Genomic DNA, 23,307 nt, shown 5'->3' with positions numbered 1-23,307 from the left:
CGGGAGGGTCGGGCTTGGGCTGTTCGGCCTGGCGGGCCTTGGGCCGGGAGGGTCGGGCTTGGGCTGTTCGGCCTGGCGGGCCTTGGGCCGGGAGGTTCGGGCTTGGGCTGTTCGGCCTGGCGGGCCTTCGGCCGGGAGGTTCGGGCTTGAGCTGTTCGGCCCTGGCGTCGGCTGGCCCGGCTGGTGGGCCGGTTGACCGTCGCCGGGCTTCCGGCCCGGGTTGGTCCCGCCGTCGGGCCGTGCGGCCTTTGGCGGGCCTCCGGCCGGGGTGGCTTCGGCGGCGGGCGGTCGGGGGCGCTGGCGTTGGCTGGTCCTGGTGCGCGGAGCGGTGCGCTCCGCGCACCAGGGCTCAGCCCGCGGCCGCTGCTGCGCGGACGCCCGCGCAGAGGGTGGTGAGGTCGGCGTCGGAGGTGACGTAGGGCGGCATGGTGTAGACGAGGTCGCGGAACGGCCGGAGCCAGACGCCCTCGTGGGCGGCAGCGGACGTCGCCGCGCGCATGTCCACGTCGTGGTCGAGTTGGACGACGCCGATCGCGCCGAGTACCCGTACGTCCCGGACGCCCGGCAGGGCGCGCGCGGGGGCGAGGCCCGCGTCGAGGCCCGCGCCGATCCGCTTGACCTCCTGCTGCCAGTCCTGCGACAGCAGCAGGTCCAGCGAGGCGTTGGCCACGGCCGTCGCCAGCGGGTTGCCCATGAACGTCGGCCCGTGCGCCAGCACGGGGACGTCGCCGCGGCTGATGCCCTCCGCGACCCGCGTCGTGCACAGCGCCGCCGCGAGCGTCAGGTAACCGCCCGTCAGCGCCTTGCCGACGCACATCACGTCCGGTGCGACGCCCGCGTGGTCCGCCGCGAACAGCGCGCCCGTGCGCCCGAAGCCGGTGGCGATCTCGTCGAAGACCAGCAGCACGTCGTGCGCGTCGCACAGCTCCCGGAGCGCCCGCAGGTACGCGGGGGAGTGGAAGCGCATGCCGCCCGCGCCCTGCACGACCGGCTCGACGATCACGGCCGCCGCCTCCGCCGCGTGGCGGGCCAGCAGCTCGTCCAGGTGCGCCACGTACGCAGGGTCCAGCGGAGCGTCGAAGCCGTCCGGCGGTGCGTCCGCGAAGATCTGACGCGGCAGCACGCCCGCCCACAGCTGGTGCATCCCGCCCTCGGGGTCGCACACCGACATGGGGTGGAAGGTGTCGCCGTGGTAGCCGCCGCGCCAGGTCAGCAGCCGGTGCTTCTCCGGGCGGCCCTGCGAACGCCAGTACTGCAGGCACATCTTGGCCGCGACCTCGACCGAGACCGAGCCCGAGTCCGCGAGGAACACGTGCTGCAGCGGCTCCGGCGTCAGCTCCACCAGCCGGGCGGCCAGGCGCACGGCGGGCTCGTGGGTGAGCCCGCCGAACATGACGTGGCTCATCCGGCCGAGCTGGTCGCGCACCGCCTCGTCCAGTACCGGGTGCCCGTAGCCGTGGATCGCGGACCACCACGAGGACATGCCGTCGATCAGCTCGTCCCGGCCCTCGACGGGCCGGGCCAGCCGCAGCCGGACCCCGCTCGCCGAGGCGACGGGGTAGGGCTCGGCCGCGCCCGGCATGGCCCCGTAGGGGTGCCAGACGTGGGCGCGGTCGAGCTCCAGCAACCGGTCGACGTCCATCGGCTCGGCAGAGGCAGCGCCGGAGGCAGGGAACGAGGTCACGCGTTCGGCGGCAGGTCGGTGCCCGCGCCGCGACGCCGCACGGCGACGTCGGCGTGCTCGCGGTCGCGCGGCAGGGTCGCCTCGTCGGAGCCCTCCACCACGAAGCCCGCGTCGGCGATCATCTCCAGGTCGGCCTGACCGGCCTGGCCCTCACTGGTGAGGTAGTCGCCGAGGAAGATCGAGTTGGCGATGTGGAGCGCCAGCGGCTGGAGCGAGCGCAGGTGCACCTCGCGCCCGCCCGCGATGCGGACCTCCATGTCCGGGAAGCAGAACCGGACCATCGCCAGGATGCGCAGGCACCGCTGCGGGGTGAGGTTCCACTCCTTCGCCAGCGGCGTGCCCTCGAACGGGATCAGGAAGTTGACCGGCACCGAGTCCGAGCCCAGCTCGCGCAGCGCGAAGACGACATCGACCAGGTCGTTGTCGCTCTCGCCCATGCCCGCGATCAGACCGGAGCAGGCGGACAGGCCGGCGCCCTGCGCCTTCTGCACGGTGTCGACGCGGTCGGAGAAGTCGTGGGTGGAGCAGATGTCGTCGTACGTCGCCTCGGACGTGTTCAGGTTGTGGTTGTAGGCGTGCACGCCCGCGTCACGCAGGCGCTCGGCCTGGCCGTCGGAGAGCAGGCCCAGGCACGCGCAGATCTCGACCTGCTCGTTCTCCTCCTTGATCGCCGCGATGGTGTCGGTGACCCGGTCCACGTCCTTGTCCGTCGGGCCGCGCCCGCTCGCCACCAGGCAGACCCGCTTGGCGCCACCGGCGACCCCGGCCTTGGCCGCGGCGGCGGCCTGGTCCGGCTTCAGCCAGGTGTACTTCAGGATCTCGGCCTTGGAGCCGAGTCGCTGCGAGCAGTAGGAGCAGTCCTCCGGGCAGAGGCCGCTCTTGAGGTTGACGAGGTAGTTCAGCTTGACGCGGCGACCGAAGAAGGCACGGCGCACCCGGCCGGCGGCGGCGACGACGTCGAGAAGCTCGTCGTCCGTGGTGGCAAGGACGGCGAGGGCCTCTTCACGCGTGGGAAGTTCGCGGTCGAGCGCCTTGGAGACGAGTGTGTCGAGCAGATCCATGAAGGCGATCCTGCCTTGCGGGGATCGAGCGCCGCCATAGCGGAAGTGCATAGAACATCTCACACACAGCTGGGTGTGTTGTCCTGGATCAACCAGTTCCGATGCCAATCGTCCCTGGTCGTGACGGGTGGCCGGGGCTTGTCGGGGTCTCACCCCCACTCGTTCGGACGGGTGTTTGCCCCCTACACTCTGCTGCATGACCCACAGGGGTGAGCCGGCCCCGGACCAACGGCCCCGCCGCACGCGCGCCCTCGCGCTGCTCGGCGTGCTCGCCGTGTCCGCGGCGGTCGCCACGTGGATGGAGGTCCACTACACCGGTGGCGACGGCGGCGCCGCGAACGCCGGCGGCAGCAGCATCTCCCAGGACAGCTTCGCCGCCCCCGCGGGCGGCGACAACGCGTCGGCGGCGCCGTCGACCCTGCCCGAGTCCGCCTCGCTGCTCCCGGCCACGGTCGAGATCCCCGCGGGCCCCGGCAACCCGAACGCCTTCCAGGCCACCCGCTACGCCCTCGGCTCGTCCACGAACTGCGCGGACGTCCTCGCTCCGAACTCGCCGTCGGGAGTCACCACCTCCTGCCAGGGCTATGTGACGGCGTCCTACGTGAGCGCGGACCACAGCGTCGTGGCCTCGGTCACGGTCTTCGGCTACCCCGACGCGGCGACCGCGCGCCAGGCCAAGCCGATGTTCAGCGGCGCGGGCCAGAACACGCTCTACGCGGACTTCCGCCAGCCCGGCAACGAACTGCCGTCCGTCACGCCGCTGTCGAGCACGGAGCAGCAGCGGGTCGAGCAGGTCGGCCGTTTCGTCACCGTCGTCCAGGCGGCCGCCGCGACCGGCGCCGCGCAGACGCAGCCCGGCCCGCTGAACGCGGCGCAGTTCACGCTGTCGGCGCAGGTCGGCGACACGGTGCTGTGGGATGAGTGAGCCGGTCGGCTCCGACGCCGATGGCTACTGCCCGGCTGCTGCTCCGGCTGCGGCCCCGGCTCTGGGGACGGAGGCCGACTGCCGTCCGGCGCGGCCGGGCGAGCCGGTCGCTGCCTGTGTGCGGTGCGGCGGGCCGACCGAGTACGCGGCGGACACCGCTGGACTTCCGCAGTGCCCGCGCTGCGCGTGGCAGCAGGCCCAGCGTGGCGCCTGCAGCGGCTGAGTCCGTTTCCACCCCTCCTGCCCGGGGTGATCGATGTCGCATGCGCGGCGAGTTGTCCACGCCGGGGCCGAGCTGAAAGGGTCGGCACATGAGCATCGCCGTCGCAGACCCCTTCGCCTGGATCGACGCCGCCGCCGAGCAGCGCCGTAGCGCCGGGTTGGTGCGGACCCTGCGTCCGCGTCCCGCGGTCGGCGACGTGCTGGACCTGGCGAGCAACGACTACCTGGGCCTCACCCACGACCCCCGCGTCACCCGGGCCGCGGGGGACGCGGCGCTGACGTGGGGCGGTGGGTCGACCGGCTCGCGCCTGGTCACCGGCACCACCGAGCTGCACGCCGAACTGGAGCGCGAGCTCGCCGAGTTCTGCGGCGTGGAGGCCGCGCTGGTCTTCTCCTCCGGCTACACCGCGAACCTCGCCGCCCTCACGGCGCTGACCGGCCCCGGCGCGCTGATCGTCTCCGACGCGCTCAACCACGCCTCGCTGATCGACGGCTGCCGCCTCTCCCGCGCCCGGGTGGCGCGCGCCGCGCACCGTGATCCCGGCGCGTTCCGCGCCGAGCTGGCGACGCGTGGCGAGGAGCGGGCGATCGCCGTCAGTGACACCGTCTTCTCCGTCGACGGCGACGCGGCGCCGCTGGCCGAGCTCGCGGCGGTCTGCCGTGACCACGGTGCGGCGCTGGTCGTCGACGACGCGCACGGCCTCGGCGTCCTCGGCCCCGGCGGCGCGGGCGCGACGGCGGCGGCAGGCCTGGCCGGGGCGCCGGACGTGGTCACCACGGTGACCCTGTCCAAGTCCCTCGCCTCGCAGGGCGGCGCGGTGCTGGGCCCGCGGCGGGTGATCGAGCACCTGGTGCAGGCGGCCCGCACCTTCATCTTCGACACCGGCCTCGCGCCGGCCGCGGCGGGCGCGGCGCTGGGCGCTCTCCGCGTGCTCCGCGCCGAGCCCGCGCGCGCGGAGCGTGCGCGGGAGGTCGCGCACGCGCTCTCCGCGGGTCTCCTGGCGGAGGGCCTTCCGGCGAGCGTGCCGGACGCGGCGGTGGTGGGCGTCCGCGCTCCCTCGCCGGAGGCGGCGCTGGCCTGGGCGACGGAGCTGCGCGCCCGGGGCCTCGGCGTCGGCTGCTTCCGCCCGCCGTCTGTCCCCGACCGCTTCAGCCGCCTCCGCCTCACCGCTCGCGCGGACCTGACGGACACCCAGATCGCCTGGGCGGTCCAGCTGATCGCCGAGACGGCACCCCGTTAGGGGCGCAAGGCTCTGCTCGATCGGCTGCGTGCGCGGCAGGCCACCTGCACGCGGGTGGTCCTCAATGCGCGGGCAGATCGCCTGGGCGGTCCAGCTGATCGCCGAGACGGCACCCCGTTGGGGGCGCGAGGTTCTGCTCGATCGGCTGCGTGCGCGGCAGGCCACCTGCACGCGGGTGGTTCTCAATGCGCGGGGCCGTCCGCCCCGGGTGGTTTCTCGCGCGCGCGGCCGATCGAGCAGAGCCCCGCGCCCGTCACGGTGCGACCTCCTGCCGAAGTGGCCTGATGATCTCGTTGACCAGCCACCGCACCACCCCGGGCGGGTAGGGAGCGCGCAGGCTCAGCACCAGATGCGTGAAGCCGAGCTCCACCAGCCGCGCCAGCGTCGCCCGGTCGCCCGCCGGGTCGGCGTAGTCGACGATGTACTGCACCGACCGGGTGAGCGTGCGCGGGTCGCGGCCGATCGCCGCGCAGCGCGCGTCGAGGACGCGGGCGCGCTCCGCCAGGTACTCGACACGGTTGTGCGGTGGGCCCGGGATGTTCCAGATGTCGGCGTGCTCGGCCACCAGGCGCAGGGTCCGGTCGCCCCAGCCGCCGATCAGCAGCGGCGGGCCGCCCGGCTGGACCGGCTTGGGCTCGTTGCGATGGTCGGTGAGGGTGGTGAACGGGCCGGCGAAGTCGAAGACCTTCTCGCTCCACATCGCGCGCAGGATCGCGATCGTCTCCTCCAGGCGGGCCAGGCCCTCGCCGGGGGAGACCAGCGAGAGGCCGTAGGCGGCGTACTCGGCCTCCGCGGGGTTGGGCCCGGCGACGCCGCCCGCGCCAGGCGGCTGGTGGGTGCCGCCGACGCCGAGGCCCAGGACGAGCCGTCCGCCGGAGATGACGTCCACCGTCGCGGCCATCTTGCCCAGGACGGCGGGTGGCCGGATGCGGTTGCTGGTGACCAGCAGCCCGAGCCGCAGGCGTCGCGTCCGCGCGGCCAGCGCGCTGAGCAACGTCCAGCCCTCGAGGATGGTGCCGTCCGGGGGCCCGGCGACGGGCATCAGGTGGTCCCAGAGCCAGGCGTCCTGGATCTCGGGGGTCTCGTCGGCCTCCTGCCAGACACGCAGGATCTCGTCGTAGCCGACGCGCATGGGTGTGGTCTTGACGCCGAAGCTCAGTGCCATGGCGGTGTCCTTCCCTCGGGCAACACCGTCAGGCTAGCCGATCATCAGCTCTCCTGACTATCAGGATCGTCGACTACCATGCGGGCATGACCGACGACGTGACGCCGGGCGCCCTCCAGGCCCGGCTCGGCTACCTGCTCAAGCACACCCAGCTCCGCTTCGCCGAGGCCAGTGCCCGCGCGCTCGCGCCGCTCGGGATCGACGGGCGCGAGCTGGCCGTTCTCGCGGTGTTGGCCGCGGGGGCGGCGGGGGAGCCGTTGTCGCAGGCGGAGGCGGCCGCCGCCCTCGGCGTCGACCGGACCACGATGGTGGCCCTGGCCGACGCGCTGGAGGCCAAGGGGCTGGTCGAGCGACGTCGCAGCCCCCACGACCGCCGTCGCAACGCGCTCCACGTGACCGGGCCCGGCGCGGACCTGCTGGCTCGCGCCGAGGCCGTCCGCCACGAGGTCGAGCGCGGGTTCCTCGCCCCGGTGGCGGAGGCGGGCGAGGATCCGGACGCGCTCGCGCGCCTGCTGGCGCTGCTGCTCAGTTGACCCGGCCGAACCAGACCGAGTCGGTCCAGATGTGCTCCAGCTTCACGTAGCTGCCGGAGTGCGGCGCGTGCCAGATCTCCCAGTGACCGGCGTAGATGCCGACGTGGTAGACGTACGAGCCGTAGTGGAAGAAGACCAGGTCGCCCGGCCGCAGTTGACGGAACGAGATGTGCTGGACGTGGTTGTACTGGTCCTGCGCCGTGCGCGGCAGGCGGTGGCCGGCGCGCTTGAACGCGTAGTAGGTCAGACCGGAGCAGTCGAACGAGTTGGGGCCGGTCGCGCCCCAGCGGTAGGGGTCGCCGTGCTTGGACTGGGCGATCCTGAGGGCCTTCTGCCCTATGGTGAGCGCGCTCGCGTCGGCCGAGGGGGCCGCGACGGCCGTGCCGCCGAGGAGGGCGCCGGTGGCGGCGAGGGTGGTGAGCCCCGCCTTCAGGCGCCGGCCGGTGGAGCCGTCGTTCACGCCGAGGAGCCGATTGACGCCGCTCTGCGGGCGTCGAGCGTGCCGGCCGCGGCCGGGCCCGTTCTGGTGCCCGGGCTGCCCTTGGGGGTGGTTCTGGATCTGGTTCAGGGCATGGTGACGCGCGGAATCATGGGACGCGGACATGCGGAAGCCCTTCCGGAACCGCCTACGAAAGTCGTCCCTGTCGGGTTCGGGCTCCAGAAGCTGCCCGGCCGCGCACGACACGTGCTTTGCGGCTTCACCCCAAGGCTCGGCGTTTCCCTGACGCCGTGCCGTCCTGCCTGGGTCTCCCGTTCTCGCCTGTCAGGTGTGTGTGAGCACCTGGCGTCCGACCGGTGGCGAGACTAGGCGTCCGGCCGGACCGCCCCGCCACGGTGGCGAGGACTTTGTTCGTTCGGCGGACAGTATTGGCACGTTTTTATGCCGTCTTCACGTTCCGCCAGGCCATTGTGATTCTTGTCACGCGACGTTTGGGTCGCAATTCCTGCTGCGTCCGGAGTAACGGCAAACGGATTCCAGAAATCGATTTCTCCTCGCGGGAATAGGTAATGACCTGCGTAAATGCAGAAATCGGAGGAGATCCTTCACCCGGTCGGCCCACGCCGTTTAGTGGCCCCCAAGTGGCTGGTTCCGAATCCCCTTCCGGCGGGTGCGGCCAGGCGCCTAGATTGGGCGCGTGACTGATGATCGAGACACCGGGAGCGCCGCCACGCCGCAGGGGGTCGACCGCACCGCCCTCGGCGTCGCGCTGGCCCGCGCGGCGGAGAGTGCCCGCCCGGACCGACTCTTCGACGACCCCTACGCCGCCGCGTTCCTGCGCGCCGCCGCCGTGGACGAGGGCGGGCCGCGCGAGCTCCGCACGTCCGGCCGCGAGCGGACCGAGGCGTGGCAGGCCATGTCCGCCCATCTGGTGCTGCGCACCGCCTGGTTCGACGACTACCTGCGCGAGGCGGTCGCCCCGGACGCCGGCTGCACCCAGGTGGTCCTGCTCGCCGCCGGGCTCGACTCCCGGGCCTTCCGCCTCGACTGGCCCGATGGCGTCACGCTCTTCGAGCTCGACCTGCCGGAGATGGTCGCGTTCAAGGAGGGGGTCCTCGCCGACGTCGGGGCCCACCCCCGGGTCGAGCGCCAGGTCGTGACGGTCGATCTGCGCGAGGACTGGGCGACGCCGCTGCGCGCCGCCGGGTTCGACCCCGGGCAGCCGACCGCCTGGCTGGTCGAGGGCCTGCTCGTCTACCTGGAGGCGGCGGACGCGGCCGCCCTGCTGGAACGGATCGGCAACCTCTCCGCCCCCGGCAGCCGGCTCTCCCTGGTCCGCGACGGCTCGCTGCGCCGCACCCGCGAACTGGCCGTGCGGGACCCGGCCATGGCCGGGGCCACCCGACTGTGGCGCGGAGGGCTGCGCCGCAACCACGCGCAGTGGCTGCGCCACCACGGCTGGCTCGTCCACGAGACCGGCGAGGCCGAACTGCGCGACCGCTACGGCGCCGACCGCGTCAGCGACGACTACGGCTTCCTGCTCGCGGAGCGTCCCGCGCTCGGCGAGCGCCCCCGCCGCCCCGCCGCGCGGCTGCTGGTGCTGGACCCCGAAGGCGCGGTCTTCCTGCAACGCCACCACGACGCGGAGGTCGGCCCGCACTGGGTCCTGCCGGGCGGCGGCCTCGACGAGGGCGAGGACCCCCTCGCGGGAGCGCTGCGCGAGACCGTCGAGGAGACCGGCTGGACCGACGTCGTCACCGGTCCGGAGCTGTGGCGCTGGGAGCACGACTACCACCGCGGCGACGTGGGCCTGGTCCGTCAGCACGAGGTGATCTTCCTGGCGTCCGCGCCGCGCCGCGACCCGGTCGGCGACCTGACCGCCTCCTTCGCGGCGGACGGCATCCTCGACTGCCGTTGGTTCACACCCGCCGAACTCGCCGAGGTCGAGGAGGTGCTGTGGCCGCCGCAGCTGGTCTCCCTCCTCGCCGACCTGCGGCGCGACGGCCCGCCCGCGAAGGCGGTCGACCTCGGCTACGTGCCGAACCGGCAGGAGCCGAACCATGCGGACTGACCCTGCGAGCGGCCCTGCGAGCGGCCCCGCGAGCGGTCGTGCGATCGGGGCGGCAGGACGCTGGGAGCACTGGGAGGGCCGGCTGCCGCGCTTCCTGCAGCCGCCGCCCTTCCTCACCCCTGCCCTGGACCACAGCGAGCGCGTGGTGCGGCCCCGGCTGGCGCTGCTCTACTTCTGCTCGGCCGTGATCCTGGTGCCGTGGACGATCCTGCTCTTCCTCACCCTCCCCGGCCGTGAGCGCGCCGCGCACTGGGACGTCGCCTGGGGCGGCTTCGACGCGTTGCTGATCATCGTCTTCACCGCCTGCGCGGTCCGGATACTGCGGCTGTCGCCGCGCAGCGCCATCGTGACGGCGGTCGCGGGCGCGCTGCTGGTCACCGACGCGTGGTTCGACGTGATGCTCGCCTCGACGACCCGGGACTTCGTCGAGGCGCTGGTGATGGCCCTGCTGGTGGAGCTGCCGCTGGCGGCGCTGTGCTTCCGCACCTGTTTCCGGGTGCTCTCACTGCTCGAACAGGCCCGGCCCTACCTGCGGGAACTCGGCTTCACCGTCCACCACGGCCAACTGGTGCCGCCACCGGACTGGCCCCACCCGAGCGGGCGCGGAGGTGACGCCGCGACCGGGGCGTAGGGCACGGCCGGGCGCGTCCGCTGTCGGACCCGCCTGGCATAGTGCTGCGTTATGGCGAGCGGCACGGGCGGATCACTGGGGCGGGCATTCGGATGGCTGTGGACCGCGTACGCGGTCAGCACGCTCGGGACGTGGCTCGCCTTCGAGGCGTTCCCGATCGTGGCGATCCGGGCACTGCACGTCGGCCCGATCGAGGTCTCGCTGCTCGCCGCCGCCGGCCCCGCCGTCGGCGCGGCCCTCGCGCTGCCGCTGGGCCCGTGGGTGGAGTTCCGGCGCAAGCGGCCGGTGATGGTCGGGATGGACCTGCTGCGCTTCGTGGTGCTGGTGAGCCTGCCGCTCGCCTACGTGCTCGGCGTGCTGAGCTTCGCCCAGCTGCTGTTCGCGCAGGTGGTCGTCGGCGCGGCCGACATCACCTTCAACGCGGCCAGCGGCGCCTGCCTGAAGTCGCTGCTGCCCCGCGAGGACCTGCTGCGCGCCAGCGCCCGCTTCGAGTCGACGATGTGGACCTCGTCCGTGATCGGGCCGCCGCTCGGCGGCGCGATGATCGGGATGTTCGGCCCGGTGGTCACCCTCCTGGCGGACGCCCTCAGCTACCTGCTCTCCGCCCTCGGGATCAGCGCGATGCGCACGGCCTCGCCCGAGCCCGAGCACCGCTCGGAGCGAGCCACCCGGGGCATGTCCCGCGGCGACCTGCTCGCCGGCTGGCGGTTCATCCTCGGCCACCGCACGCTGCGGCCGCTGTTCTTCAACAACCTGCTCGTCAACGGCCTGATCATGGCCAGCTTGCCGCTGCTCGCGGTCCTGATGCTGGGCCGGCTCGGGTTCGCGCCGTGGCAGTACGCGCTCGCCTTCGCCCTGCCTTGCCTCGGCGGCCTGCTGGGCTCCCGGCTGGCCCGCCCGCTCGTCGCCCGCTACGGGCGCACGCCCGTGCTGTGGACCTCGGGCGTGCTGCGGGTCTGCTGGAGCCTCGGCCTGGCCTTCGTCGGGCCCGGGGTGGCGGGGCTGGCGCTGGTCATGGTGGTCGAGTTCGGCCTGATCACCTGCTCCGCCGTCTACAACCCGGTCTTCGCCACCACCCGGCTGGAGCAGACCCCGACGGACCGCGTCGCCCGCACCCTCTCCGCCTGGTCGGTCGGCACCAAGGGCTCGGTCGCGCTGCTGACGGGCCTCGGGGGCCTGCTGGCCGCCGCCATCGGCCCGCGCGCGGTCATCGCGCTCGCGGGCGTGCTGATGCTGGCCACCCCGCTGCTGCTGCCGCGCCGCGCGGCCCTGCGCCAGGCGGAAGCGGTAGAGCCGGTGCCGACCGCCGCCTGAGCCCGCCGCTCGGGCTTGCCCGCCGTTCGGATCCACCGCCGGGCACCGCGCGGCCTAGCCGTTGCCGCCGTTCGGATCTATCGCCGGGCACCACCCGGCCCCGCCCCGCCGTTGCCGGCGTTCGGATCCACCGCCCGGCCCCGCGCGGCCTAGCCGTCGCCGCCGTCCGGATCTATCGCCGGGCACCACCCGGCACCGCCCCGCCGTTGCCGGCGTTCGGATCCACCGCCCGGCCCCGCGCGGCCTAGCCGTCGCCGCCGTCCGGATCCACCGCCGGGCACCACCCGGCCCCGCCCCGCCGTTGCCGGCGGCCGGGGCCGGTCAGTGCTGCTGCCGCTCCGCGCGCGGCATGCGCGGCAGCGCGAAGGCGGCCAGACCGACCAGCGCGAGGACGGCCGCCGTCGCGGCGAGGGTCCAGCCCGCCGCCGTGACCGGGCCGTGGGTCGGCGCCCAGGAGAGGAACGCGGTGCCGAGCGCCGCGACACCGATCGAGCCGCCGAGCTGCTGCAGGGCGTTCAGCACGCCCGAGGCGGAGCCGGACTCCTCCTCGGAGACGCCCGCGAGGGCGATGTCGAACAGCGGGCCCATCAGCAGGCCCATGCCGGCGCCGCTGACCAGCAGGGCGGGGAGCAGCTCCCAGGTGGTGACGGCGAGACCCCAGTGCGCGAGGGTCGCCCACAGGGCCAGCACGCCGAGGGCCATGACGACCGCGCCCGCGTGGATGATCCGGCGGCCGAACCGCGCGCCGAGGACCGCGCCGCTGGCGACCGCTCCGGCGACGATGCCCAGCGACATCGGGATGAAGGTCAGACCCGCGTGCAGCGGCGTCCACTGCGCGCCGAGCTGGAGCGTCAGAGTGAAGGTCAGCATCAGCCCGGACATCCCGGCCGAGAACAGCGCGACGACGACGATGGCGGAGCGGAAGGCCCGGCCGCGGAAGAGGCTTGGTTCGACCAGCGGTGCGCGGTCGGTCGCGGCGCGGCGGCGCTGGAGGGCGGCGAAGCCGGCGAAGAGCGGGAGCGAGAGCGCCATGGAGGCGAAGGTCCAGGCCGGCCAGCCGAGTTCGCGGCCCTGGATGAGCGGGTAGACCAGCAGCACCATGGCGGCGCTGAGCACCGCGACGCCGGGCAGGTCGAGGCGCCGGGCGCCCGCGGTGCCGGGATCGGCGGGGATGACGCGGGCGCCGAGGAGGGCGGCGGCGAGGCCGACCGGCAGGTTGATCAGGAAGATCATGCGCCAGCCGGTGCCCCACAGGTCGGAGCCGACCAGCAGTCCGCCCAGGGTCGGGCCGAGCACGGAGGAGAGCCCGAGGACGGGGCCGAAGGCCCCGAAGGCCTGGCCCATCTCCTCGGCCGGGAAGACGGCCCGGATGATGCCGAGGCCCTGCGGGATGACCAGTGCGGCGAAGGCGCCCTGGCAGGCGCGGGCGCCGATCAGCATCCCCGCACTGCCGGAGGCCGCGCAGAGCGCGGAGCAGAGGGTGAAGCCGAGCGTGCCGAGCAGGAACATCCGCTTGCGGCCGACGAGGTCGCCGAGCCGGGCGCCGGTGATCAGCAGCATGGCGAAGGCGAGCGTGTAGGCGGCGCTGACCCACTGGATCTGGCTGTCGCCGCCCCCGAGGGCCCTCCTGATGGTCGGCGCGGCGACGTTGACGACGGTGGTGTCGAGCAGATCCATGATCTCCGCGAGCAGGATCGCGGCCAGCGCGAGCCGCCGCAGGGGATGACCGCCGACGGCGGGTTCGGGATCCGCGCGGACCGTGGTGGCGGACATGGGGGGCTCCTTCATGGGGCGAACGTTGTTCGCAATGACGAACACTGTTCTACGTACGAACAGCGTTCGTGTCAAGTAGGGTGGTGGCCATGACCTCCGCGCCCACCTGGCCCGGCTCCTTCGGCACGGAGCCCAAGCGCAAGAAGCGCACGCTCAGCCGTGAGCTGATCGTCGAGACCGCCCTCAAGGTGGTCGACACGGAGGGGCTGGACGCGCTGAACATGCGCCGCGTCGCACAGGAGCTCGGGACCGGCGCCGCCTCGCTGTACGCGCACGTCGCCAACAAGGACGAACTGCTCTCGCTGCTGCTCGACCGCGTCTATGCGGACCTCGACCGCCCGGTGCCGGACCCGGCACGCTGGCGCGAGCAGGCCAAGGACTTCCTGCGGCAGGCGCGGGACAACCTCGTCGCCCACGGCGATCTCGCGCGGGCCGCGATGGAGCAGAACATCCCCACCTCGCCCGCCGCGCTCGACTCCGCGGAGATCATGCTGGCGCTGCTGCGGGCCGGAGGGCTGCCGGAGCAGGTCTGTGCCTACGGCGTGGACGTGATCAGCCTCTACATGGTGGCGACCGCGGTGGAGGAGAGCTCGCGCACCAGGCCGGGCGAGCCGCGCGGGGCGGGGTCGGCGCAGCCGTACCTGGACGGCATCCGTGGCTTCTTCGGATCACTCCCGGCTGAGCGCTACCCGCTGATCGTGGCGATGGCGGGGCCGCTCACCCGCAACGTCGGCGACGAGCGCTTCGAGTTCGGCCTCGACCTGCTGCTCGACGGGCTGGTCGCCCAGGCTGGCCGCACCTTCGACTGAGGCGCATGCTGGTGCGAAGGAGGTTCGTCCATGAACGTCTATGGAATGCGTGCGGAGCTCGGCCGCGACGGGTCGGTCAAGACCTGGCACATGATGAAGGACGGCGCCCTGACCGCGCTGTGCGGCCACGACCTCGACGCCGCCGCCCCGATGGAACACGACTCGGCCTGGTCGCACACCAAGGAACCGGTCTGCCACACCTGCGGTGCGCTCTACCTGCGCCAGGTCCCCTACGAGAGCATGATCAGCGGCTGACCGCCGCACGCTGCGGTGGGGCGGCCGGCTCGGGCCGCCCCACCGGTGACGCCTTACAGGGCGTCGGCGAAGTCCGCCGGAACGACGCCGGTGTCGGTGCCGGCGACGTCGTAGGCCGGGCCCCACTGGGTGGTGTCGGTGGCGGACTGGGACGGCTGCGGGTAGACGACGTTGCCGCTGTCCGCGGCGTGGGCTACGCCGGCCGGCACGGCCAGTGCGCCCGCGGCGATGGCTGCGGCGGCGACGAACGTGACGGCTCCGCCGGTCACTCCACCGGGCATGGTGGTTCCCCCTTGTTCGCGGCCCGCCCCCGTGACGGACCGTCCGCCATCACGCCATCACGCCATCGCGGGTATGCGGTCACAAGGGGTCGTGAGGGGCCGTGAGGGCCCAGGGCTCCGCCGGGTCAGCCCGCGGAGCCCTGGCGGCCGAGGCGGGCCAGGTAGGCGTTGTACGCCTCCAGCTCCTGGTCGCCGTTGCGGTCGGCGACGCGGTCCTTGCGTCGCGAGATGCGCTCCTCGGACTTGGCCCACTGGAAGGTCAGAGCGATCAGCACCACGGCCGTCGGGATCTCGCTGAACCCCCAGGCGAGCCCGCCGGCCAGGTGCTGGTCGGTGAGCGGGTTGACGCCGAGCGAGGCCGGCGGATGCGCGAAGGTGTTCACCAGCAGACCCGAGGCCATCATGACCGCCACGCCGAAGAAGGCGTGGAACGGCATCCCCATGAACAGCTCCAGCATCCGCATCACGTAGCCGGGGCGGTGCGGTCCCGGGTCCACGCCCATGATCGGCCAGAAGAAGGCCAGGCCGACGGCGAGGAAGTGCACCATCATCGCGAAGTGCCCCCACTCGGACTTCATCAGGAAGTCGAACAGGGGAGTGAAGTAGAGCCCGTAGAGGCTCCCGATGAAGAGCGGGATGGTGAACGCCGGGTGCGAGATCACCTTCACGTAGCGCGAGTGCAGCAGCGCGACCAGCAGCTCGCGCGGCCCCCGCTTGCCCTTGCCGGCCGGGCGCAGCGCCCGCAGTGACAGCGTGATCGGTGCGCCGAGCAGCAGCAGGATCGGCGTCAGCATCGAAAGGATCATGTGCTGCATCATGTGGGCGCTGAGCAGCACCATCCCGTACTGCGCCAGCCCGGTGCAGGTCACCATCACCATGGTGGCCAGGCCCAGCAGCCAGGCGATCAGGCGGCCGACGGGCCACTTGTCGCCGCGCCGCCAGAGCCTGACGCACCCGGTGAGGTATCCCGCCAGCAGGACGACGGCGAGCGCGAGGAACGCCCAGTCGGCGGAGGGGTGGAACGCGAGCGCACGGCCGAAGGTGAAGGGCGCGAGCTCGTGGCCCATCCCCGGCATGTCGCCCATGGCGGTCCTGCTTCCTCTGGTCGCGCGTACAGCTACCGCACCAGAGTAGAACCGTCCGGTTTGTCCCCCCGCACCGGGGCCTCCGGACGGCCTCAGCCGTGCAGGAGCTCCTCGTACGCGCGCAGGGGGGCCTCGTCGTCCAGGGAGGTGACGAGGGCGACGTAGCCGTCCGGACGGACCATCACCCGGCCGCCCCGGGGGAGGCCGAAGCGGGCGGCGGCGTGGCCGTCCGGGTCGGGCACCGACGCGTCGAAGCCGGGCGCCGTCGCCTCGGGCGCGAGGGAGAGCAGGATCTGACGCGCGCCGCTCTTGGCCGCCGTCGGGAGCGGGCCGCCAGGGGCGGCGACGGTGAGCAGCACGTGGCCGTCCTCCCGCGCGAGCGCCGCTCGCAGCGCGGGGCCGGCGTCCGGCAGGTGGTCGCCGCCGGTGAGCTGTGCCCGGCCCGGCGCGGGGATCACGACGGGGCTGCCCCGGTAGGCCAGCGCGGTCTCCTCGACCTTGTCGGCCATGGCCTGCTGGACCGGCGCCAGCGCTGTCGCGGCGTGCGCCACGGTGTTGCGGAGCTTCTGCACGATCGGATTGGCCACGGTGCCGACCCGGGTCAGCTGCGTGGTGAACTCGATGACCTTGGCGCCGACCGGGTGCCGCTCCGCGTGGTAGCTGTCGAGCAGCGCGGGACCCGCCTCGCCGGTGGCCGCCAGGGCGAGCTTCCAGCCGAGGTTGAAGGCGTCCTGGATACCGGTGTTCATGCCCTGGCCGCCGGCCGGGCTGTGGATGTGCGCCGCGTCGCCCGCCAGGAAGACCCGTCCGGCCCGGTACTGCGGCACCTGCGCGTGGTGGATGTCGAAGGTGGTCAGCCAGCGGGTGTCCCGGATCGCGATGGGCTGGTCGGACCGCTCGTCGACGACGCGCTGCAGCCACTCCACGGTGGCCGGGCCGTCGGCCGTCGTCGCGACCTGCGCGATCAGCCGCACCCGGTCGCCCCGCATCGGGAAGACCAGCAGCGGACCGTCGTGCGGGGAGAAGAAGGTGTACATGGTGTGCGGGTCGAGGTCGTGGGTCGCGTTCACGTCGCCCATGAGGAACCGCTCGCCCTTGAACGACCCGGCCAGCGCGGCGCCGATCTGGTGCCGCACCTCGCTGTGCCCGCCGTCCGCGCCGACCAGCCAGGAGCCGGTCAGCTCCTCCTCGTGCCCGTCGGCGTGACGCACGGTGGCCCGAACGCCCGAGTCGTCCTGGGTCAGCGCGGTCAGCGTGACACCGCGATCGACGGTGACCCCGTGCGTGGCGAGCGCGGCGGTGAGGATGCGCTCGGTCTCCGTCTGCGCGGTCGTCACCGAGTAGGGGTAGGGGCTGTCCACCACGCCGAGCTCGATCCGGGCCAGCTTCCCGCCGTTCGCGTGCAGCTCCATGGCGTCGGTGCGCACACCGGAGGCGATCACCTCGTCCACCAGGCCGATCCGGTCCAGCATCTCCAGGCTGCGGCTGTGCACCAGGATCGCCCGCGACTCGGTGGTCGGGGCCTCCAGCCGGTCGACGATACGGACCGGGACGTCCCGGCGGGCGAGCTCCAGGGCGACGGTGAGCCCCACAGGGCCGGCCCCTACCACGATGATCGCGTCAGTCACGCGTGCAGTGTAGGGAGTTGGTCTACCGGGGCACCAGGGTGTTCTCGGACCGCCGCCCCGCCAGGTAGTCGTCGACGTTGTTCACCGTGGTCTCGATGATCTGTCCCACCGCCGTCGAGGTGAAGTACGCCTGGTGCGAGGTCACCAGCACCTGGGGGAACGTCATCAACCGGGCGAGGGTGTCGTCCGCGACGCCGACCAGCGACTTGTCGAGGAAGAACAGCCCCGTCTCCTCCTCGTAGACGTCCAGGCCCACCCCGCGCAGCCGGCCCGCCCGCAGCGACTCGACCAGGGCGTGGGTGTCGACCAGGCCGCCGCGGCTGGAGTTGATCAGGATCGCGTCCGGCTTCATCCGCGCCAGCGCGGACTCGTCGATCAGGTGGTGGGTGTCCGGCAGCAGCGGGACGTGCAGCGAGACCAGGTCGGACTCGGCCAGCAGCCGTTCCAGGGAGGTGTACTGCATGCCCAGGTGGTCGCGGCAGGTGGCGTTCTCGGCGACGTCCCAGCCCAGCAGCCGGGTGCCGAAGCCGTGGGCGATCCGGGAGAAGCACTCGCCGATCTTGCCGGTGCCGATGACGCCGACGGTCATGCCGTGGACGTCCGCTCCCATCAGGCCGTCGAGGCGGAAGTCGAACTCCCGGGTGCGGTTGGCCGCACGGATGACGCGCCGGTTCACCGCCAGGGCCAGGGTCCAGGCGAACTCGGCCACGGCGTAGGGGGAGTAGTAGGAGACCCGGCCGATGGTGAAGCCGAGCTCCGCCGCGACCTCCAGGTCGATGTTGTTGAAGCCCGTCGAGCGCTGCGCGATCATCCTCGTCCCGCCCTTGGCGAGCGTGCGCAGCGTGGTCGCGTCCAGTTGGGCGTTGACGCTGGTGCTGATCACCTCGTGCTCGGCGGCCAGCGGTGCGGTGTCGGAGTTGAGGAACACCTCCAGACACCGCACCTCGTGACGGCCGGCGAACGCGGCCTCCAGCAGCGGCTTCTCGTCGGCCTGGACGCCGTACGCAAGGATCTCCATGCGGCCACGCTAATCGGACATTTCGTCCGATGCTCGTCGGGAGCCCCCGAGTGTCAGATGACCGTCTCCGCCTCGGCGTAGCGCTCCGCCGGGACGGTCTTCAGGTCGGCGACGGCGTCGGCGAGCGGGACCAGGTTGATGTCGGTGCCCTGGAGCGCCGTCAGGTGCCCGAAGGCGCCCTTGTGGACGGCCTCGACCGCGTGCCAGCCGAAGCGGGTGGCGAGGATGCGGTCGTACGCCGTCGGCGTCCCGCCACGCTGCACGTGGCCGAGGATGACTGGGCGGGCCTCCTTGCCCAGGCGCCGCTCCAGCTCGCCGGAGAGACGGGTGGCCACGCCCGCGAAGCGCTCGTGGCCGTAGATGTCGATGCTGCCCGTCTCCCACTCCATGGTGCCGGGCTCGGGCTTGGCGCCCTCGGCGACGACCACGATGGCGAACTTCTTGCCGCGCTGGAAGCGCTCGCCGACCACGGAGGTCAGCTTGTCGATGTCGAACGGCCGCTCCGGGACGACGATCGCGTGGGCGCCGGCGGCCATGCCCGCGTTCAGCGCGATCCAGCCGGTGTGGCGGCCCATCAGCTCCACGACCATGACGCGCTGGTGCGACTCGGCGGTCGTCTTCAGGCGGTCCAGCGCCTCCGTCGCCACCGAGACGGCCGTGTCGAAGCCGAAGGTGACGTCGGTGCAGGCGATGTCGTTGTCGATGGTCTTCGGCACGCCCACGATCGGCAGGCCCGCGTCGGACAGCATCCGGGCAGCCTTGAGGGTGCCCTCGCCGCCGATCGGGATGATGCCGTCGAGGCCCAGCCGCTCGCACATGGCCTTGGCCGCGGGGACGCCCTCGCGCAGCTTGCTCGGCTGCACGCGGGTCGAGCCCAGGATCGTCCCGCCCTGGGCCAGGATGCCGGAGACCGAGTCCAGCGTCAGTTCGCGGTAGTCCTCTTCGAGCAGACCGCGCCAGCCGTCCACGAAGCCGATGATCTCGTCGCCGTGGTCCACCACTCCGCGGTGGACCACGGACCGGATCACGGCGTTCAGACCTGGGCAGTCCCCACCACTGGTCAGCACACCAATACGCATCGTTCAACTACTCCCGAGCAGAGCGCGGTGACCGGAAATCGGACAAAACAACCCTATCGCGATGATACCGAGCGTCGGCTCCCGGTCATGCCGGAGCCCGGTCGCCAGGGCGGCGCCGTCGGCGCCCCGCGGGGGAGTGTGAGGGTGGGTGCTAGAGCCCCGGCTGGGTGGGCCGGGCACTCCAGGTCTGGTGGTGTGTCGCTGAACCGCTCCGGTACCGGTCCGGTACCGCTCGGCCGGTCGGGTCGGCGTCGGTGCCGACCCGACCGGACTGTCAGGCCGGGGCCGCCTGGGCCGCCGCGATCCGCTCCGCACGCAGCGCGTCGTACCAGGTGTTGTCCGCCGGCGGCAGCGCGCTGACGTCGAGGGCCAGCTTGATCAGCAGGTCCGCGACGAGCGGGTTGCGCGCCATGATCGGGCCGTGCAGGTAGGTGCCGAAGACGGTGTCCCGCCAGGCGCCCTCGGTGCCGTCGCCGGTGCCGTTGCCGCCACCGACGCTCACCCGCGCCAGCGGCGAGACGCCCTGGCCCAGATGGGTGATGCCCTGGTGGTTCTCGAAGCCGGTCAGCGTCGGGATGCCCAGGCGCGAGTCCGGCTCGGCGACGATGTCGCCGACGTTGCGCTTGCCCTCGCCACGCGTCGACCACACGTCGAGCAGGCCGAGGCCCGGGGTGCGCTCGCCGCGGTCGTCGATGAACTCGTGGCCGAGGATCTGGTACCCGGCGCAGACCGCGAAGACGATCGCGCCGTTCTCCACCGCCCGGCCCAGGCCCGGGTCCTGCCGCAGCCGCTCACCGGCGAGCCGCTGCGGACGGTCCTCGCCGCCGCCGATCAGGTAGATGTCGCCGCTGGTCGGCACCGGCTGGTCGGAGCGCACGTCGATGCGCTCCACCTGGAGGCCGCGCTGCCGCGCGCGGCGCTCGACGACGAGCACGTTGCCGCGGTCACCGTAGGTGGACAGCAGGTCGGGGTAGATCCAGACCAGCCGCAGGGCACTGTCAGTCATGGCGGAGTGTCCTCTTCTCAAGTCGCGTCGGCCGGCGTCAGTTCGCGGTCGCCACGTCGCGACGCAGCTGCTGGAAGGCCGTGTAGTTGGCGATCGCCTCGATCCGCCCCTGCGGCGCCATCGCCACGGCCTGCTGGATCGAGTCGACCACCTGGAACTGCACGCCCGCGACCTCCAGCCGCACCGCGAGGTCCAGCTTGCGCTGCCCCATCACGAAGACCGGGTGCCCGACCAGCCGCTCGTAGTCGACGTCCCACAGCCAGGAGGTGTCGGTGCCGTCGGCGGACAGCGCGTTGACGGAGAGGACCACCGGCGCGGGCGCCGGGTCGATCAGGGAGAACGTCTCCAGCCAGCCGGCCGGGTTCTTCGCCAGCAGCAGCCGCACCTCGCGACCGTTCACCAGCACCGACTCGTAGCGTCCGGCGACGGCCTGGACCGTCTCCATCCGCTGCAGCGCGATCTGGGGGTGCACCCCGAAGACGGAGACCACGGCGGCGGTGCTGGTGGCGTTGGAGAGGTTGGCCCGCCCCGGCAGCTGGAGCCGGATCGGCCACGGCTGGCCCTGCGGGTCCACCACGAACTCGCCCTGGAGCGCCCAGTGCGGCTGGGGGCGGCGGAAGCCGCAGCTCGGGCAGAACCACTCGTCGTCCGGCCGCTGCATGACGCCGCCGCAGCTCGGGCAGGACCAGGCGTCCTCCTTGTAGGCCTGGCCGGCCGCGACCCAGATGACCTTCTTGCAGGAGGAGGCCGCCCAGGTGACCAGCGGGTCGTCCGCGTTGGCGATGACCACGGCCTCGGTGCCGGCCAGACCCTCGCGCCACTTCTCCGCGAGCATGCGCGTCTCGGAGGAGCGGTCCAGCTGGTCACGGGAGAGGTTGAGAAGCGCGATCGCCTTGGGGTTGGTGTCCCGGGCGACCATGTTCAGGTACTTCTCGTCGACCTCGATCACGCCGAAGCGCGCCTCGCCGCTCTCGGCCAGCGCCGAGGTGATGCCGGCCGGCATGTTCGCGCCGAGCGCGTTCGACACGACCGGACCGGCCGCCTTGAGCGCCTCGGCGATCAGGCGGGTGGTCGTGGTCTTGCCGTTGGTGGCCGAGACCAGCACCACGTCCAGGCCCGCGGAGACCTGGCGCAGCAGGTCAGGATCGAGCTTGAGCGCCACCCGTCCGCCGATCACCGATCCGCTGCCACGTCCCGCGGCGCGCGACACGGCGGCCGCTGCCTTGCCTGCGGTGACGGCGAGCTTCGCACGGGCGTTCAGCGAGGCCGAGGGCGCGGCCGAATCGGGATGCGCTGACATCGGTTGCTTTCCTCCTGCGGGGACCGGCCTGCGGGACGTGTGTGCCCCCGGTTGCTCGTAGCCTACCGGCACGATCCGTGGCGGCGTCGATGGCGTCCATGGACCGGGGCCGACCAGGGCTGCGGGCCGGGGCTGCGGCCGGGGGTGTCCTCCGTAGCCATAGAGTCCTCCCATGCTCTCCCGTATTCCCGGCAGTGCCGGCGTCGTGCACCCAGTCACCCCCTGGGCATCGCCGGTCCTGCGCACCCCCTGCGAGAGCGTCGAGACCTTCGACGCGGAGCTGGCCCGCCTGGTGGAGGACATGTTCGCCACCATGTACGCCGAGGACGGGGTGGGTCTGGCCGCCAATCAGATCGGGGTCGGCCTGCGGGTCTTCGTCTACGACTGCCCCGACGACGAGGACGAGCGGCACCTGGGCCACGTCGTCAACCCGGTCCTGGTCGAGGCGGACGGTGTGGTCGTGGCGGGCGAGGAGGGCTGCCTGTCGCTGCCCGGCCTGCGGGCGCAGACCCCGCGCCATGACCGCGCGGTCGTCCGCGGCCAGGACCTGACCGGCGCGCCGATCGAGATCGAGGGCACCGGCTTCTTCGCCCGCTGCCTCCAGCACGAGGCCGCGCACCTCGACGGCGGCGTCTTCCTCGACGGGCTCGGCGGCTGGCGCCGAGCCCGCGCGCTGCGCGCCGTGCGGCGCGCCGACTGGTACGTCCCGGGTGCGGCGGGTAGGCACGACGCGTGACGGACGACTGGTACGCCCATCCCGATCGCTGGTCCGTCGTGGACGACGAGGGGACGGCGGTCGCCGACTTCGTCCAGGTCCGCGGGATGCTCGGCGGCCACGACTTCTGGTGGGCGGCGGACCTGCGCCCGGCGCCGGACGTGGACCCGGCGCGGGCTGCGGCGGCCGTGCTGCGGCGCCTGCCCGGCTGGATGGCGGAGCTGCGGGTCACCGGCCCGCAGGACGCGTTCGCCCGGCTGCTGCTGGACGCCTCGCTCAGCCACGGCCGCCACGCGCACCACTACGTCTGGGACTTCGCGCTCCGCGCCGCGGACCCGGCCTGGGCCGAGCCGACCCTGCCGCCCGGCCTGTCCCTGGTCCCGCCCGAGGAGGTCAGCCCCCGCCGCCTGCACCGGATCCACCGGCGCGCGTACCCGCGCTCCCACCCCGACCACCCGGCGGGCGATTTCGAGCGCGTCGCGCAGGTGGCGCGGGGCGCGCTGTTCGGCGGGCTGCTCGCGGGCAGCGCGGTCGCGGTCGACGGGCGGCGTCCGGTGGCGGGCATCATGATCGGCCACGAGAACGGCGACTCGTCCCTCTCCGCGGCCGTCCTCCCCCGCGCCGGCCACCCCGTCACCGACCTCGCCCTGACCGGCCCGGCCGTCGTCGACCTCTTCCGCGACCCCGAGCACGCCCCTCCGGGCCTCGGCGCCACCTTGCTCCGCCGCGCCCTGGCCCTCACCTCGAAGGAGGGCCACCCCTCCCTCTCCCTCACCGTCACCGAGGGCAACCCTGCCCGCACCCTCTACGCACGCACGGGCTTCACCCACTCCCACAGCACGGTGGCGCTGAAGCTTCCGCGTTAGAGCCCGGGCCGGGCACCGGGTCCGTGCGGCAGCCGGTCGACGTGGGCGGGGGCCTGGGCGGGTTCGAGGTCGGCGTGAAGGCGTCGGCGCGACCGCGGTGGTCACTTCGGGGCCACCCCGGACGATCACCTGGAGGTGCCGGAGGCCGTCCGGCTGGGCGCCGAGCTCCTGGCGGCCTGAGCGGCCGCGCCTCTGCGGTGGCCGTG

Annotated in this window: 22 protein-coding genes and 1 riboswitch; of the genes, 10 read left to right on the top strand and 12 right to left on the bottom strand. The window is 73.1% G+C overall.

The features are described from left to right. Positions 1-349: 349 nt before the first annotated feature. Both ABH931_RS10245 and bioB read right to left on the bottom strand, forming a co-directional pair. Positions 350-1,642: an adenosylmethionine--8-amino-7-oxononanoate transaminase gene (locus ABH931_RS10245; RefSeq protein WP_370112024.1), complete on the bottom strand. Its 1,293-nt coding sequence runs from the start codon at positions 1,640-1,642 to the stop codon at positions 350-352. A 38-nt stretch (positions 1,643-1,680) separates the two neighbouring features. Beyond that, entirely contained in the window at positions 1,681-2,745 is a 1,065-nt protein-coding gene (bioB, locus tag ABH931_RS10240; RefSeq protein ID WP_370112015.1) for a biotin synthase BioB, read from the bottom strand. A 196-nt stretch (positions 2,746-2,941) separates the two neighbouring features. On the opposite strand from bioB, the gene ABH931_RS10235 reads away from it, so the two are divergent. Both ABH931_RS10235 and ABH931_RS10230 read left to right on the top strand, forming a co-directional pair. Next, complete coding sequence (locus ABH931_RS10235; protein ID WP_370112014.1) at positions 2,942-3,670, top strand: hypothetical protein; 729 nt, start codon at positions 2,942-2,944, stop codon at positions 3,668-3,670. Positions 3,671-3,981: 311 nt separating this feature from the next. Continuing rightward, a complete protein-coding gene (locus ABH931_RS10230; RefSeq protein WP_370112013.1) occupies positions 3,982-5,133 on the top strand; it encodes an 8-amino-7-oxononanoate synthase in 1,152 nt (383 codons plus the stop codon). Between the two features lie 253 nt (positions 5,134-5,386). Here the strand turns inward: ABH931_RS10230 and ABH931_RS10225 are convergent, their stop codons facing one another. After that, entirely contained in the window at positions 5,387-6,298 is a 912-nt protein-coding gene (locus ABH931_RS10225) for an LLM class flavin-dependent oxidoreductase (RefSeq protein WP_370112012.1), read from the bottom strand. A gap of 86 nt (positions 6,299-6,384) precedes the next feature. On the opposite strand from ABH931_RS10225, the gene ABH931_RS10220 reads away from it, so the two are divergent. Next, a complete protein-coding gene (locus ABH931_RS10220) occupies positions 6,385-6,831 on the top strand; it encodes a MarR family winged helix-turn-helix transcriptional regulator (protein WP_370112011.1) in 447 nt (148 codons plus the stop codon). On the opposite strand, the gene ABH931_RS10215 is transcribed toward ABH931_RS10220, so the two are convergent. Beyond that, the gene (locus ABH931_RS10215; RefSeq protein WP_370112010.1) at positions 6,824-7,291 is read right to left on the bottom strand and encodes a C40 family peptidase; all 468 of its coding nucleotides are present in this window, start codon (positions 7,289-7,291) and stop codon (positions 6,824-6,826) included. The two genes, ABH931_RS10220 and ABH931_RS10215, sit on opposite strands and share 8 nt — an antisense overlap. 148 nt (positions 7,292-7,439) lie before the next feature. Beyond that, positions 7,440-7,611: riboswitch (cyclic di-AMP (ydaO/yuaA leader) on the bottom strand. Between the two features lie 356 nt (positions 7,612-7,967). Here ABH931_RS10215 and ABH931_RS10210 point away from each other — a divergent pair. From ABH931_RS10210 to ABH931_RS10200, 3 genes are read left to right on the top strand one after another with little or no spacing between them, the layout of a single operon-like run. Then, positions 7,968-9,341, top strand: a complete 1,374-nt coding sequence (locus ABH931_RS10210) for an SAM-dependent methyltransferase (protein WP_370112009.1) — start codon at positions 7,968-7,970, stop codon at positions 9,339-9,341. Then, positions 9,331-9,972: a hypothetical protein gene (locus ABH931_RS10205; RefSeq protein WP_370112008.1), complete on the top strand. Its 642-nt coding sequence runs from the start codon at positions 9,331-9,333 to the stop codon at positions 9,970-9,972. Before ABH931_RS10210 ends, ABH931_RS10205 begins: the two co-directional genes overlap by 11 nt. Positions 9,973-10,023: 51 nt before the next feature. Then, positions 10,024-11,286, top strand: coding sequence for an MFS transporter (locus tag ABH931_RS10200; protein WP_370112007.1), 1,263 nt, complete (start codon positions 10,024-10,026; stop codon positions 11,284-11,286). Positions 11,287-11,607: 321 nt separating this feature from the next. Here ABH931_RS10200 and ABH931_RS10195 read toward each other — a convergent pair whose 3' ends face one another. Next, positions 11,608-13,059: an MFS transporter gene (locus ABH931_RS10195; RefSeq protein ID WP_370112006.1), complete on the bottom strand. Its 1,452-nt coding sequence runs from the start codon at positions 13,057-13,059 to the stop codon at positions 11,608-11,610. 89 nt (positions 13,060-13,148) lie between these two features. Between ABH931_RS10195 and ABH931_RS10190 the strand changes: the two genes are divergently transcribed. Further along, a complete protein-coding gene (locus ABH931_RS10190) occupies positions 13,149-13,868 on the top strand; it encodes a TetR/AcrR family transcriptional regulator (RefSeq protein WP_370112005.1) in 720 nt (239 codons plus the stop codon). Between the two features lie 30 nt (positions 13,869-13,898). After that, positions 13,899-14,123 carry a hypothetical protein gene (locus ABH931_RS10185; RefSeq protein WP_370112004.1) on the top strand — a complete coding sequence of 75 codons (225 nt, stop codon included), beginning with the start codon at positions 13,899-13,901 and terminating at the stop codon, positions 14,121-14,123. A gap of 53 nt (positions 14,124-14,176) precedes the next feature. Here the strand turns inward: ABH931_RS10185 and ABH931_RS10180 are convergent, their stop codons facing one another. The 7 genes from ABH931_RS10180 to ABH931_RS10150 all read right to left on the bottom strand — a co-directional run bounded on the left by ABH931_RS10180 (position 14,177) and on the right by ABH931_RS10150 (position 21,520). Then, positions 14,177-14,404, bottom strand: a complete 228-nt coding sequence (locus ABH931_RS10180) for a hypothetical protein (RefSeq protein ID WP_370112003.1) — start codon at positions 14,402-14,404, stop codon at positions 14,177-14,179. A 125-nt stretch (positions 14,405-14,529) separates the two neighbouring features. Further along, positions 14,530-15,480, bottom strand: a complete 951-nt coding sequence (locus tag ABH931_RS10175) for a cytochrome c oxidase assembly protein (RefSeq protein WP_370112023.1) — start codon at positions 15,478-15,480, stop codon at positions 14,530-14,532. A 101-nt stretch (positions 15,481-15,581) separates the two neighbouring features. Beyond that, on the bottom strand, positions 15,582-17,117 hold the full coding sequence (locus ABH931_RS10170) for an FAD-dependent monooxygenase (RefSeq protein ID WP_370112002.1): 1,536 nt from the start codon (positions 17,115-17,117) through the stop codon (positions 15,582-15,584). 22 nt (positions 17,118-17,139) lie between these two features. After that, on the bottom strand, positions 17,140-18,135 hold the full coding sequence (locus tag ABH931_RS10165) for a 2-hydroxyacid dehydrogenase (RefSeq protein ID WP_370112001.1): 996 nt from the start codon (positions 18,133-18,135) through the stop codon (positions 17,140-17,142). A gap of 53 nt (positions 18,136-18,188) precedes the next feature. Beyond that, positions 18,189-19,214, bottom strand: coding sequence for a 6-phosphofructokinase (locus tag ABH931_RS10160; RefSeq protein WP_370112000.1), 1,026 nt, complete (start codon positions 19,212-19,214; stop codon positions 18,189-18,191). A 274-nt stretch (positions 19,215-19,488) separates the two neighbouring features. Beyond that, positions 19,489-20,220 (bottom strand): type 1 glutamine amidotransferase, encoded by a 732-nt coding sequence (locus tag ABH931_RS10155; RefSeq protein WP_370111999.1) that lies wholly within the window; start codon positions 20,218-20,220, stop codon positions 19,489-19,491. A gap of 37 nt (positions 20,221-20,257) precedes the next feature. Beyond that, on the bottom strand, positions 20,258-21,520 hold the full coding sequence (locus ABH931_RS10150) for a MurT ligase domain-containing protein (RefSeq protein ID WP_370111998.1): 1,263 nt from the start codon (positions 21,518-21,520) through the stop codon (positions 20,258-20,260). Between the two features lie 172 nt (positions 21,521-21,692). Between ABH931_RS10150 and def the strand changes: the two genes are divergently transcribed. Then, complete coding sequence (gene def, locus ABH931_RS10145) at positions 21,693-22,256, top strand: peptide deformylase (RefSeq protein WP_370111997.1); 564 nt, start codon at positions 21,693-21,695, stop codon at positions 22,254-22,256. Further along, positions 22,253-23,101 (top strand): GNAT family N-acetyltransferase, encoded by an 849-nt coding sequence (locus ABH931_RS10140; RefSeq protein ID WP_370111996.1) that lies wholly within the window; start codon positions 22,253-22,255, stop codon positions 23,099-23,101. The genes def and ABH931_RS10140 overlap by 4 nt, the downstream gene beginning before the upstream one ends. The last annotated feature ends 206 nt before the right edge of the window (positions 23,102-23,307 follow it).

Source organism: Streptacidiphilus sp. MAP12-33 (assembly GCF_041261265.1).
In the GTDB taxonomy this organism is placed as follows: Bacteria; Actinomycetota; Actinomycetes; order Streptomycetales; family Streptomycetaceae; genus Streptacidiphilus.
Note: the sequence above shows the minus strand (reverse complement) of the source record. Positions and strands in the feature narration are given on the sequence as shown.